Genomic DNA, 14,101 nt, shown 5'->3' with positions numbered 1-14,101 from the left:
CCAAGAACACTCAGCGAAGGGATTAGATAACAGAAGTCAAACGCATGGCATGTGCCAGTTATTTACAACTTTCCTTGATCTTCTCTTCGTTGAGTTTTAGCACTATATAACGTAAAAAGCATTGCTTTTAGCTACTTTGAAAAACGCCTTAATTCGACGAAATTTGTCCTACCCATACCTGTCTTTCGACATTTCTGAGCAGTAGCCTGTGTTTATATAGGAGCCTCACCTAACAAGTATTTAATTCATTTTAAACTATAAGCGTATCGAATCACAAAGTCAAATTAAATTTTATATAGGAGCCTCACATTTACAACTATGTTATTTAACTGAAAGTACATTACATCTAAAGCTACATTAGCTGCCCTACAGAATAAACAAACATTCTAAACTAAAAAAACTTTACATTTTCTTAAATAATAGCTATTTTCTATCAAATCGTAACTTTCCATAGACAGACCAGGTTTTATCTGTTTCAATGTTTAAAGAACCTAACATTGGGAGGATAGACATGGAAAATTTTTTAGAGAAACAACAAGAATTCTTTTTCAGCTTTTTAACAGATAGCATCGATAATTTTCTATTAGATCGTTCTGATGAAACCTTTTATGTATTTGCTTTAGACTGCACTATTTATGAAGAAGGTGAAATCAATCTTTACTTTAATACCGTAGACCTTTGGCAAGAAACAACCGATTATTATACGAGTAAAAACCACAGCACATCACAGTTAGAAGAAATGAAATATAATGCTCGTGACTGGGATGAAAATCAACGTTTTGCCTCTCTTCACCTATTTGACGATTGGGTGGAAGACGAACAAGATATTGAAACAGTTCTCGACTGGCTTTGTCAGCAAATGCTATTATTAGTAGAAACTGATACATTTGAGCGTATTCCTAAGACAAAAGATTTTAAAGTATTGGTTTACGATCATGATGAACATGTTTTTGCATCACAAGAACGATTTGAAAAATTGACAATGTCTGATTATTTTCAAATAGACTAATAAAGAACAGGCAACCTAAAAATAAAACTTTATAAAAGAGCTAGAAAAACAATGATTATCTGTTTATTCTAGCTCTTTATTTTCTTTTCCAAATTTCTTCCTTAGTGCATAGTGAATATAAAACAGAATTATGACAGATAGTAGACAGTTTTATACTATTTAAAAAATATACAATACAAGTGGGGATTCCCAAAATAACAGACGTGTTATTTCTAAAAAAAAGATACGAATGAACGGAGGAAATATATTGGCAAATGAAGGAATGAAGATATCACCAAGAGGAATAAAATTAATAAAAGGGTTCGAAGGATTACGTTTGACTGCTTATCAAGATTCATCAGGTATTTGGACGATTGGTTATGGTCATATAAAAGGAGTAAAATCCGGTATGACAATTACAGAGGCTCAAGCAGATGCATTTTTAGCTGAGGATATGCCCACCCATGCCGCAGGAATTTCAAAATATGTAAGTGTTCAGTTAAATCAAAACCAATTTGATGCACTTGCAAGCTTTCACTTTAATTTAGGTCCAGAAATATTAAGAGGGTCTGCATTACTTTCCTGTCTCAACAACAGACAATGGGAAGCTGCTACAAATCAAATGAAACTTTATACTCATGATAATACTGGGCAAATTCTGCAAGGTTTAGTCAATCGTAGAGCGGCAGAGGCATCACTATTTTTAGAACAAGCATTTCCAACTAGAGCCTGTAAAGTAAAAGTGGGAAATATTGTCTTACTATCTGCTGGCGCAAAAATCACATCACCTTGGTCGTCTAATGAAGCGATCCCAGCAAATAGAGTCAATCAATATTACAAAGTAGAAGAAATTCATGCACTCAGCTCTAAATGGAGTAATTCAGAATATGAGGTATTGATCCGCTCTAATGAAACAACCTATCGTAAATGGATCTACGAACAAGATCTCTCTCTTGCTCCTGCTGCGAAATTTAAAGTAGGTACTAAAGTTCGTTTAAGTACCAGTGCCACTAACGCTAGCATTCACTGGAGTAAGCGCATATTGGAAAAAAAATACCTTGGTCAAGAATACACAATTGGACAAATTGATAGCACCGCTGAATCACACAGTCCTTATCAATATATGATCAGCAGCCCTACTTTAGGAAATCTCTGGGTCTTAGAACAAGATTTAATGGATCGAACCATCTGGTTTATTACAAAAGAGCCTTTCATGAATCAAGGGCATAATCAAAATCCTGAAGTAAAGAATGGAAAGCTATATAAAACAGTCATTAATGATATTCCTCTTGAAACAGGAGCAAAAAGCATGGCAGGATTTGTTCGTCAAAATACATGGCCTATGTTAACAAATGGAAATGTCTTTTTAATTGAATATCCAACTCACTTAATGGTTAAAGTCGTTGGTGTAAAACCTGAATGGACTGACTATATGAAATCAGAATGTTTAAGACTGACAAAAGGCCAAATTTCCAATTACAATGAACGCGATATGAAAGTTGTTGCTCAAGCAGATAAAAAGTACAATTGGATCGAAATCGATAATTTGCCAAAAGATTGGCAAGCGATTAGTAATCGTTTACGAGGAAACCTACGCGAAAAATTCTGTCAATATTTCCTTTCCACTAGAGTGTCTTATGGCAAACAAAGCGATGGGAAATTTTATTTACAGATTATAAATATTGAGAATAATGAACGTGCAGTAGAACTTGCAGCCAAGTTGAAAAAGTGGTTTCCAGGGGATACAAATGCTTATACTAATGCACAGGTATATTTACAAAAGTAAGGACTAATTACGAGGCTGGGTCAGAAGTTTTTAACCCCGAGAAATAAGATGGGATTCACGAAAATTGCTCTTCAAATTTTTGTGAGCAAGTAGGTACTGTGCAACATCAGCTTATTTCCGAAGGGCTTGCTTCTGATCCCAACGTTTATTCAGATTTAGAGCCTGGGACAAAACTGATTTTTAGTTTTGTCCCAGGCTCTTTTCAATTTCTGAAAAAAATATGAGATAAAAAATCACTTAATACAATCAACTTATATTTCGGTTACCCAACTGATTCATCCCTCCCTTTCTTATTAGACTAGTCCGTACTTTATTCTTACTAAATACATAACTATTTTCTTAAAACTTGTTCTCTAGAAATCTTCAAACAGAATTTTAACAGGATTTCAACAGAGAATAGAAAGTTTTCTAAAGAATAAATAATTTATACTAAATGTAGGAATTCCTATATAACAGACGTGTTATAAACTAATAAAAAGAAAGAAGGAATAGAATATGGGAGTTACACAAACACAAGGCGTACAATGGGCAAAAAATTCAATCGGAAAGGCATATGATTATGATGGTGCAAGCGGCATTCAATGTTTTGATTTAATCAATCAATATGCACATGAGTTATTTGGAATTGCATTTAGTGGAGCAGTAGCAAAAGATTTAATGCAAACAGGCAACGTTGGAGGATTTCGAGTAATTCCGAATACAGCAGGCTTTTATCCGTTACCAGGAGATATTTTTGTTTATAACTATGGTACAGCAGGTCATACAGGAATTGTTTTAGGCTCCGTGACCAGTTCAGGATTTGTTGGTGTTGATCAAAATGGAGGTGAAAAAAATGAAGCCTCTACTCAACGTACATTTAACTATAATAATTTTGCAGGGGTTGTGCGCCCCCCATTTACAGCATTTCCAACTAGAGCCTGTAAAGTAAAAGTGGGAAATATTGTCTTACTATCTGCTGGCGCAAAAATCACATCACCTTGGTCGTCTAATGAAGCGATTCCGGCAAACAGAGTCAATCAATATTACAAAGTAGAAGAAATTCATGCACTCAGCTCTAAATGGAGTAATTCAGAATATGAGGTATTGATCCGCTCTAATGAAACAACCTATCGTAAATGGATCTACGAACAAGATCTCTCTCTTGCTCCTGCTGCGAAATTTAAAGTAGGTACTAAAGTTCGTTTAAGTACCAGTGCCACTAACGCTAGCATTCACTGGAGTAAGCGCATATTGGAAAAAAAATACCTTGGTCAAGAATACACAATTGGACAAATTGATAGCACCGCTGAATCACACAGTCCTTATCAATATATGATCAGCAGCCCTACTTTAGGAAATCTCTGGGTCTTAGAACAAGATTTAATGGATCGAACCATCTGGTTTATTACAAAAGAGCCTTTCATGAATCAAGGGCATAATCAAAATCCTGAAGTAAAGAATGGAAAGCTATATAAAACAGTCATTAATGATATTCCTCTTGAAACAGGAGCAAAAAGCATGGCAGGATTTGTTCGTCAAAATACATGGCCTATGTTAACAAATGGAAATGTCTTTTTAATTGAATATCCAACTCACTTAATGGTTAAAGTCGTTGGTGTAAAACCTGAATGGACTGACTATATGAAATCAGAATGTTTAAGACTGACAAAAGGCCAAATTTCCAATTACAATGAACGCGATATGAAAGTTGTTGCTCAAGCAGATAAAAAGTACAATTGGATCGAAATCGATAATTTGCCAAAAGATTGGCAAGCGATTAGTAATCGTTTACGAGGAAATCTACGCGAAAAATTCTGTCAATATTTCCTTTCCACTAGAGTATCTTATGGCAAACAAAGCGATGGGAAATTTTATTTACAGATTATAAATATCGAGAATAATGAACGTGCAGTTGAACTTGCAGCTAAGTTGAAAAAATGGTTTCCAGGGGATACAAATGCTTATACTAATGCACAGGTATATTTACAAAAGTAAATTACTTACCCTAATGATCAGCTCAAAAAAATAAACTGATCTGGTTTGCCCTTCAAGTTAACTTAGAAAAGAACGTTAATGAGTAATCGACCGATAAGCTCCCCTATCATCTCCAAGGATGATAGGAAAAAGCCTATCGGTCGATCATTTTCATTCTGTTCGATGAAAATGATAGCCTCATGAATGTTTGTCCAAAGCTTCTTTTAGTCTTCTAAAAACAAAATACTAATTCTTCTACCTTAAAAAGAGTGACTAATAGTTCATTTACCTTTTCAGCTAACTTTTTTTCATCCACAATTTGATCTTGCGTTTCTATTTTTTCTGTATCATTAGAATAAGTCAAAAAGTTATACTCTTCTTTAAGGATAACTTGATATTCTTCTTTTATATACAAAGTATAATCGTCAATAACATCAGACACATATTTTCGCTTATAACCATTCTTCAAAACAATCCCTGTTATTAAAGCATTAACAGTCAGTTCTTCTAAAGGAATTGTTTGCTCCCCAATCGTCAACACATAATTTTCATCCTCAATAATGCCACAAACATTACAACCTCCATCTAGTAAGTTAACAGTTTTAGTAATTAGCGCTTTTTTCATCATTGAAAATCCTTTCTTCACCTCATTTATTCCCTTTATATTATAACAAATATACAAAGGAAATAACTTAATAAAAATGGAAATAAGAAACTATGTCCAAAGTACAATCTCGGTTAAACCATCTTAACCTCAGAATCAAATTAATAATAATCAATGAACCCGCAACTATTTATTTACTTTGCTGTTTTTTCCATAAAATATAGGCTTGTACTAACACAAGTAAAACTAATAAAAAAATTACAACTAACAACCATAAAGGAACATCATTTTTGGTCTCCATCGGTTTATTTTCTTCATTGATTAATTTGGCTTGTTCTCGTGTTATCTCAAATTCATTTTCAAAACTCCATTTTTTGCCATCTTGCTCAATTTGAGTCTTACTGATATATTTTCCAGGCTGAAGCTGTCTTTTGATTGGCACTGGAAAATCCATCACAGAATTAGGTGCCATTTCCAATGCTGTTTTGTCCAGTTTAATTAAAGGAGTTTGATTCCCTTTTTTTCGAATCGCAACTTTAAGAGTCATTTTTTTTGAAATAGCGGCATTTTTGTTCCGAAGCAAATGAATAACTGAGATTTTCTTACCATTTTTGGACTCTGCTACTTTTACCCCATCCATTTCATAATCTGGTAAAATTATTGTATTGGTCTCATTCAAAACAACACCAATAACATAATGAAAACGCTGACCAATCGTTACTTCTTTGGTTTTTATTTCACTTTCGGGTAAATTTTTTGTAAAGCGTATTCCTCCAACAATCACACCGTCATACTGTTCTTTTGGCATCTTCACGTGAAAACGGGCAATTTTTGTTTCGTATGGTTGCAAGGTGATATTCGTTTCTAAAACCTTGATCAGAGATTCAAAAGGATATTTCAAGCTTTTATCTTTGATTCCTTTTAACGTATAGTCGATCATTCCTTCTTCTGTTGTAGTAGCATTTATTGCGTTAATCGCTATTGATATTGGTTCAGCCTCTGGATTGACTAGCTTAACTTGTAGCTCTTGTTTCTCTTCTGGTGACATTTTCAAATCAAAATACGATCGATTGATGTCAACTTGATTCTCAGGAATAACTGCTTGTATATAAAAACTATTCGTTTCCTTACTTTTTTCCTGTGCCGAAACCGTCTTTATATTCAATAAACAACAAAAAATAAGTCCAATTAAAACTAGTATTTCAACTACGTTCGACCTAGAACACCCTCTCATCCAAATCACTCCTTTATTATTATCAGAACAAAGAGGCCGAGATAAAAACATTTATTTCGAATATAAGAGGATGGACAGAAGCGTTTAATCCCGAGAACCAAGTAGGTACTGTGCAACAATGTTTATCTGCGACGAGCCTTTAGCGAGAAAGCATCAACTCATTCCTCTTTGTGTTTTACAGCAATTTCAGCTTATTTCCGAAGGGAGTGCTTCTGATCCTACCGTTTATTCGCATTTAGGGTGTGAAACAAAAGTGATTGTTACTTTTGTCCCACACCCTTACATTCAGACTTTAATTCTATGGCGCATCAGCCAATGTCCAATCGATCGTAGACGTATGTTTGCCAAGTGTTGCCATTGCAGCAGGTACATTCAAGGTCACGCCTTTACTTTCAGCATCAGGCCAAGTAAAGGTCCAAGTTCCTGCACCAGCACCTACTGCAGCAGTTGCAAATGGCGAAGCAGTTTGAGCGCTGCTGGATAGTGCGACGGAGTTAACTGGCGTTGGTGCTTCTGCATCACTATTTGTTCCAGCTTGCGTATTTTTAAAATTCAGACTTGCATTTGGTAAAGAAGCGGCATCTGCATTATCCTTAAATCCATTTAATTTCCCACTAAGCTTCCATCCAGCATTTGTTCCGCGGGCATCTGAAACGACTACATTGATTGCGTTAGGATTAGTTGGAATGTATGAAGCATCATTCACCGAGATTGTTTGCGATGCATAACTAATGGTAGAAACAGCCTCTAATGTTAAAGCCCCCGGCGTAAACGTAACGTCAAGATCAGTTGCTTTATTAATATCAGCTGCTGATACAGTTTGTTCTATAAATAATGTTCCTAAAACAACTGACAATAATAGTACTGTAGAACTCGTTGTAGCAAATATTGATTTTTTCATTTTATACACCCTTTCTTGATTGATAAACCGTGTATTTTATTTGGCACCGACAGAAACAATGATTCTACCGCTTGATACAGTCTCAGCACCAAGTATTGCCGTTGTATTAAAGGTAATCGAAGTTCCAGCAACTAACTGACGACTAGAAATATCCAATGAAAACGTTCCATCTGCATTGACTGGTGTTTCTTCATAAATATTTCCTGGGAATCTTACTCTTATACTAAACTTGGTTCCTTCCGGCGGATTAGTGATGGTAACAGATCCTTTGATTGTCGTATCGCCAACAAAAATAGGTGCTACAACTGGCGTCGAAACAATGTACCCTTCTAAAGAAGGAATCTTGCCAACTGCAAAAACAACACTTTCACTATTTTTGCCTTTGTACGATTGAGGATGCTCTGCAATCGTTACAAGCCTTAAGGGATTGCCTTCTTTTAAGTTTTTGTTCTCTATCGATATCAAAAAGGTTCCATCCTTTTCAATCGCTACTTTTCTCAGTGAACCATCAGGAAATTGAACTTGGGCAAATAATTTACTCCCTACTGGAACATCTTTTATATCGATAGATCCTGTAATCAACTTACTACCTTCATTCACAGCTTTGAACTGTGGTTTTGGCACTTGGTAGTTCTTCAAAGGATCTACAATAACTTGTTTGATTTCTGGCTCACTTGTTTTTGTTCTTTTACCATCATTTGCTTCGATCATTATCTTTAATTGATCATTGCCTTGAGGCTGATAGGTGCCAAATAAAATGGTGAACGTTCCATCTTCATTGACGGGTCCTGTTAAACTTGTTCCATCTGGCAATTCAACTTTTGCTAGGAATGTCACACCATTTGGAATCGGCTGAGTAATTGCTACATTACCATTGAGATTAGGCATCCCTTCCAAAATGTCTCCAATTACAGGTTTTGCAACAATATAGTGTAAAAACGGATCTGGAATGACCTGTTTGATTTCTGGATCACTCACTTTTATTCGTTTGCCATCAGTTGCTTCAATCATTACTTTTACCGAATCATTACTTTTCACTTGATGATCACCAAAGGGTATGGTAAACGTCCCATCTTCATTGATGACGCCCGTTAGACTTGTTCCATCTGGTAATTCAACTTTTGCTTTAAATGTTACCCCAGTTGGTATTGGCTGAACAAGCACTACATTTCCGTTAAGACTCGTCGCACCTTCAATAATATCTTCAACAACCGGATTTGCGATAGGATAATTGAGGAATGAGTCTGCTATAACTTGTTTTATTATAGGGTCACTGACTTTGGAATACTCCCCAACATGGGCTTCAACTAGTACTTTTAGTTGATCTTTAGCTTGAGGATGATAATCACCAAAAGGAACCTCAAATGTTCCTTCTTTATTGACTACGACAGATAACCTATTTCCATCTGGTAGTTCAACTTTCGCTTCAAATATCGTGCCAGTTGGAACTGGCTGTGAAAGAGATACACTGCCTTTAAGACTAGTCATACCTTCGATAACATCTTCAACAATCGGGCTTGCAACAGAATAATCCGCTAACGGATTCTCTTCAGCTTTATCAAAATAAAGATTAATTGAATCTCCATTTGCATGGATTGTATTTAATATTTCCAAATCGATCACTGGTTTATTAACTGCCATTGCCGTCACTTTAGCTTTTTCTGCCGTTACATCCGAAACTTTCGTAGAAAACTCAAAATCAACATCACCAAGAACATTAGCTTGCAGCGCATTGGTCAATACATCTGATGTACCATTAGCAATTTCCCCTACAAGATCCAGTAAACCATTAACTGCAGGCTTTAGTAAATCAAGAACAGGATTCAAAATCGCTAAAATCCCAGTAAATTTTAACCCTGCAACGGCTTCTTTCAAAGGATTAAATAATTTAGCATATGTTGTACGTACATATTGACCTAAACCATCGGTGAAATCTACCATGACATATTTACCATCTGGCGATAATTTCCCTTCAACTGTCGCTTGATAGCTCCCTAACTCTTGAAGTGAATTAAGTCCCTCAAACGCTTTTTCTAATGAATCAAGCTGTAAGCCTAAAGGTTTCGCCAATCCAAGTAATCTGGTCACTAAACCACCTACTTTTAAAACTAAATCTTTCACAACAGGCACATCTCCTGGCACAATTGGCAATAGTTTCGCATTTGCATTAATCAAAATCGGGCCATCCATTTTGCCACGTAATTCTTCTGGAATCGCAAAAACAATTACTTTAGGAGATACCAAACCAACATCTGCTATCGCAGTACCTTTAAATGAAAGATCCAAATCATATGTAGCATCAGCATTTTTTTCCAACTTGACACCGTCACTCATGATTGTGCCATTTTTTGAAGAAAGTTGCGTTCCCTTTAAAATACTAATATCTGCTAAATCAGCAGCACTTGCCGAACTTTCCGCATTTACTTCATATTGATTATGATCCTCCCAAAAAACAAGTGAGCTAGGAGTAATTGCTGCCAATAGTAAAACCAATACCCCCACTAACGAAATTTTAGAACACGTTAACTTCTTCATGATTGCCTCCTTCATTTTAGATGTCTAGCAGACATGTTCTGCTCCCCATGACTAGGTAATAAAAAATTGAATCACTTATTCAATCCTTCATTTTATTTATCTATTTCATTCTAGGTCGACCTAAATAGATAGCGAATAAATACAGGATTTCTTTGTAAAGAATACTATCTAAATAATTTTATTTCAAATAATTGAATTGTAATTATTGTAAAATAATAGTTGTAAAGAGTTAAAATAACACGACTCATTTTTCTATATACGATTTATTTGAAATGGTCATCTTTTTTGCGTAAACAAGAAGCTCTCTGTTACTCTTTCTGCATCCAAATAATCCAGAGCGAAATAGAGCATTATCTTTTGCTGCCTCAAATGTGAAAAAGAGTCCGTATGTCCTCCTCATCATCAGTTCCCAAAAATCACTATAATTCCCGAAACTTGTGTTCTTATTACTGTAAAACACAATAAGAACACAAGTTGATATTCCACAATATTTACTTGGATTTCGGAAGTAAAACCTTTTGATTTAACTGTTATAAAAATTGACTGAAACTTTTAAAATAACGATTACATAAATATAACATTAGTAAAAACACAACCAACTAAAATCATTGGCTAACAGAAAAAACATACTAAGATTAGAGGGTAAACTTATCGACGGATGAGTTCCTCTATTTTCCTATTTTTAGGTATATAGTAAGATGTGAAAGGAAGATCGACCATACTCACATGGACTTCGAGTCCCTACAAAAAAAACGGTATACTTCACTGTCATTTTAAAATCTGGTTTAAGTATGTTGGAGCTTCGAGCTCGTGTTTAGGAAATTAGGAATGAAATGAAACAGTGAAGAACCTTTCAAAAAAAGAAAAAGAAGACGAAACTATGGTTTATGTACTTGTATTGGATGTTTCTATGTGGAAAAGTTATAAGGTTCAATATTATGCCTAAAAATTAAAAGAGCTTATTCAATCAAAGGAGGCCTTGTCTAAGCAGCTTATTGAACAAACCAAACCATTATCTGAGTTTGATCTTTACCAAAGTGTTCCAGGAATTGGTGAAGTTTCTGCGGCCTTACTTATTGGTGAAATCGGGGACATTCGACGATTTGAGAACCACAAGAAAGTCAATGCTTTTGTTGGGATAGATACTCGTAGGTATCAATCAGGAAAGTACCTTGCCAAAGATCACATCAATAAACTTGGCAATCCTAAAGCTCGGAAAATTCTTTATTTCACTGTAAAAAATATGATCTGCCAACAAGCTGCCGCTTCAAATCATATTGTAGATTACTATTACAAATTAAAAACGCAACCTATACCTAAGAAGGGTAAGGTTGCGACCGTAGCCTGTAAACAGTTGAGAATAAGACAAAGGCGCACACGGTCTCTAAGGACCAATGAGGCAATGTCTTATAATTTGATTATAACACCCTGATTGAAAAAACAAATAATCCATCAGGGTTATTTATTGCGGAATTCATTCTAAAATACTTCCTTCGTTTACAACTATTAAACTATCTTTCATTATTTCTTTATTTTCTGCTTGACTAATTGTAGGAAAGTGAGTGGAATCCGGATAAACGATGGAAGCAGAAGCAATCCCTTCGGAAATAAGCCAAAATTGCTGTGAAGTACAAACTGACTTAGAACAGCACTTACTTGCTTCTCGAGGCTAGGCGCTTTTATTCTACCCTCTTTCTCTTATCATATTTTTAAATTAAAGATCTAGTTCTTTTGCAAAAAAGTTAGCCACAACATCCATCATTTCACCCTTGACTAAATGTCCCTCGCCAGAGCCTGTGATAAACTGACTATTCTTAGCATATGGTTCTCCTTCAATCATTTGATAAAATTCTGCCACATCTTCGTATGGAATTTTAGGATCCTCAGTTCCATGCCAAAATAAAACAGGACGTTGCGCTAATTTTTCAGCATTGTTCGAAAGGTCGTAATGCATCACCCAGCTAAGCAACAAAGGCAAGTCTTGAGGCACAAAATAATCCATTTCCACAGAACGATCCATCACTCGCTCAATATAACGCGACGGTTTAGGTGTTCCCATCATACATGCTGCTACTTTGACTTCCGAATGTTGAGTCAGTAACGCACATGTGGTAATGCCCCCCATCGAAACACCCCCAACACCAATTTTTCCAGATTCAATCAACCCTTGCTTATCAAAATGACGTACTAACTGAGCAAACTCAATAATATTATATTGAATACTTGACCAAAATGTCACTGAAGGAATTGGTGAAATAGGCCCTGTTTTGCGTTCACCATGATTCATTGCATCTGGTAAAATCACACGCATTCCTTTTCTCGCTAATTTTCTCGCTTGAGTCAATGATAATTCCTTTGATGATTGCCAACCATGATAATAAATGACTAAAGGTAACGTAGCGTTTTTATATTCCTCTGAAACAACTTCTAATACTGGTATTTTTTTGATATATCGATGGCGAATACTGATTTTCATTTCATTCTCTCCCTAAATACCCATTTCTTATTTTCCCCTAAGTATACACCCTAATCGCTGAATAGTAGGGATTATTGTTAGAACTATTTATACTTCATCATTTTTCGTCTCTTTCTTCTTTTTAAAATGACGCGTAAGCGCAGTAATACTAGAATAAGTATGATTATAACCAAAAATCTCCAAACAATGATTTTAATCATGTTTATGATACTCGTTTCTTTGTTTACAATCTTTTGCTGACTTGCTTTAATTTCTTTTAGATCCTCGGTGGAGATTGAATAATTAGTCTTCCCTTGTTTGTCGATATCACAAGCATTTGCATAATTTCCCAAACCGTCACTACTTCTAAGGTACATATCACCTTCAATCCCATCACGATTCAATGCTATACTAAAATTGCCATTTTCATCAGCAGATGTTTCTTGATAGTGATACTCATTATTATCAGTATAAAAAAGTTCAATTTGATAAGAATTTAGTGATGCTGGCTTTTTGATTTCGCCAGATATAATAGCATCGTCTTTGTTAAAATCCACTTTTGAAAAGAAGACGGTCGGTTTATCACTGCTAACCAAATAGGGTACATTTTTATAATGATAAATGACTCCTTCTTCAGAAGTAAAACATAAATCAGTTGAAAAAATCCCTATTTGATCTGTTTTAACTGGATTATTTTCATAATACATATCTCTGATCTTGATTTTATCTCGATAAAAAATAGTTTCAATAAACCCACTATAAACAGTAGTCGGGCCATTCAATACAAAGTTTGAGAAACTCATATAAGGACTATTATCAAAAGGAAACTCTAAATAAACTTCTCCATTTTTCTTTTTTCTTTTTGTTGTTTCCCCATTTAAAACTTGTTTACGAGCATAACGTTTTGTTAAATCACTTGATGCATCGAACTTTGATACAACTGAAGAATCAAACGTATCCCCTCCATAACAAATAACAGGTGCAAACAATAACAACCCACTAACAACCAACATTATTTTTTTCATGAAAAACTCCTTCAACAACAATGTAACACAATAGAAATATTTTAGATGCACTTTTGAAGCATTTAATTTTTTCTTAACATTTTGTGAACAAAAAAAATAAAACCCTATTATAACAGTATATGAAAAATTAACGTTAAAAAAAAGAGTTATTTAGATTTTTCACTCAAATTTACTTCAATAGGAACAAAAATCGTTATGATAGTAATTATTTTGTTAGATAAAACAATTTACTTCCGCCTTGCATACTTATATGTAAGGCGGTTTTTATATGGGCCAGATAATGATAGTAGATGGGAACATTTTAAGACGGGTTAGTGATTGTCGTACTACTCGTTGAAAATTTGATCGTTTAGAAGATTCCACAGCGTTACATCAGTAGATTGGCAAAATAAAAAACGCGCTAAACCCTTTTATGACAAGGGTTTAGCGCTATAATTAAAAACCTTATTTCGTTTCACGGTGTAAAGTAACTTTTCTTTCACGTGGGCAATATTTTTGTTTTTCCAAACGATCAGGATTGTTACGTTTATTTTTGCTTGTTAGGTAGTTACGTTCTTTACAAGAAGTACATTCTAAAGTAATGTTTACGCGCATGTGTTTTCCCTCCTATATCTAATTTC

General features: G+C 34.9%; 10 protein-coding genes, 1 pseudogene and 1 riboswitch. Of the genes and pseudogenes, 4 read left to right on the top strand and 7 right to left on the bottom strand.

Going from position 1 to position 14,101, the window contains the following annotated elements:
* Positions 1-75: 75 nt before the first annotated feature.
* A riboswitch (M-box (ykoK) riboswitch) is annotated at positions 76-244 on the bottom strand.
* A 267-nt stretch (positions 245-511) separates the two neighbouring features.
* The 3 genes from I580_RS00235 to I580_RS16375 all read left to right on the top strand — a co-directional run bounded on the left by I580_RS00235 (position 512) and on the right by I580_RS16375 (position 4,748).
* Positions 512-1,009, top strand: coding sequence for a hypothetical protein (locus tag I580_RS00235; protein ID WP_010773334.1), 498 nt, complete (start codon positions 512-514; stop codon positions 1,007-1,009).
* Positions 1,010-1,256: 247 nt separating this feature from the next.
* Positions 1,257-2,774, top strand: a complete 1,518-nt coding sequence (locus I580_RS16580; RefSeq protein ID WP_010773335.1) for a lysozyme — start codon at positions 1,257-1,259, stop codon at positions 2,772-2,774.
* Between the two features lie 495 nt (positions 2,775-3,269).
* Positions 3,270-4,748 carry a CHAP domain-containing protein gene (locus tag I580_RS16375; protein WP_010773336.1) on the top strand — a complete coding sequence of 493 codons (1,479 nt, stop codon included), beginning with the start codon at positions 3,270-3,272 and terminating at the stop codon, positions 4,746-4,748.
* Positions 4,749-4,959: 211 nt separating this feature from the next.
* On the opposite strand, the gene I580_RS00220 is transcribed toward I580_RS16375, so the two are convergent.
* From I580_RS00220 to I580_RS00205, 4 genes are all read right to left on the bottom strand, one after another.
* Positions 4,960-5,355 (bottom strand): DUF4809 family protein, encoded by a 396-nt coding sequence (locus tag I580_RS00220; protein ID WP_010773337.1) that lies wholly within the window; start codon positions 5,353-5,355, stop codon positions 4,960-4,962.
* A gap of 166 nt (positions 5,356-5,521) precedes the next feature.
* The gene (locus I580_RS00215) at positions 5,522-6,565 is read right to left on the bottom strand and encodes a WxLIP family cell surface protein (protein ID WP_010773338.1); all 1,044 of its coding nucleotides are present in this window, start codon (positions 6,563-6,565) and stop codon (positions 5,522-5,524) included.
* Positions 6,566-6,863: 298 nt separating this feature from the next.
* Positions 6,864-7,466, bottom strand: a complete 603-nt coding sequence (locus I580_RS00210; RefSeq protein WP_010773339.1) for a WxL domain-containing protein — start codon at positions 7,464-7,466, stop codon at positions 6,864-6,866.
* Positions 7,467-7,502: 36 nt separating this feature from the next.
* Positions 7,503-10,001 carry an adhesive domain-containing protein gene (locus I580_RS00205; RefSeq protein WP_010773340.1) on the bottom strand — a complete coding sequence of 833 codons (2,499 nt, stop codon included), beginning with the start codon at positions 9,999-10,001 and terminating at the stop codon, positions 7,503-7,505.
* Between the two features lie 925 nt (positions 10,002-10,926).
* Between I580_RS00205 and I580_RS00200 the strand changes: the two are divergent.
* Positions 10,927-11,349, top strand: a pseudogene (locus tag I580_RS00200) (transposase); the annotation flags it as partial.
* Between the two features lie 366 nt (positions 11,350-11,715).
* On the opposite strand, the gene I580_RS00195 reads toward I580_RS00200, so the two are convergent.
* The 3 genes from I580_RS00195 to rpmG form a co-directional block, all read right to left on the bottom strand.
* Positions 11,716-12,477, bottom strand: coding sequence for an alpha/beta fold hydrolase (locus I580_RS00195; protein WP_010773342.1), 762 nt, complete (start codon positions 12,475-12,477; stop codon positions 11,716-11,718).
* Between the two features lie 83 nt (positions 12,478-12,560).
* On the bottom strand, positions 12,561-13,481 hold the full coding sequence (locus I580_RS17030) for a hypothetical protein (RefSeq protein ID WP_010773343.1): 921 nt from the start codon (positions 13,479-13,481) through the stop codon (positions 12,561-12,563).
* A gap of 444 nt (positions 13,482-13,925) precedes the next feature.
* The gene (rpmG, locus tag I580_RS00185; RefSeq protein ID WP_002296119.1) at positions 13,926-14,075 is read right to left on the bottom strand and encodes a 50S ribosomal protein L33; all 150 of its coding nucleotides are present in this window, start codon (positions 14,073-14,075) and stop codon (positions 13,926-13,928) included.
* Between the last annotated feature and the right edge of the window lie 26 nt (positions 14,076-14,101).

The organism is Enterococcus caccae ATCC BAA-1240, assembly GCF_000407145.1.
Classification (GTDB): domain Bacteria; phylum Bacillota; class Bacilli; order Lactobacillales; family Enterococcaceae; genus Enterococcus_L; species Enterococcus_L caccae.
Note: the sequence above shows the minus strand (reverse complement) of the source record. Positions and strands in the feature narration are given on the sequence as shown.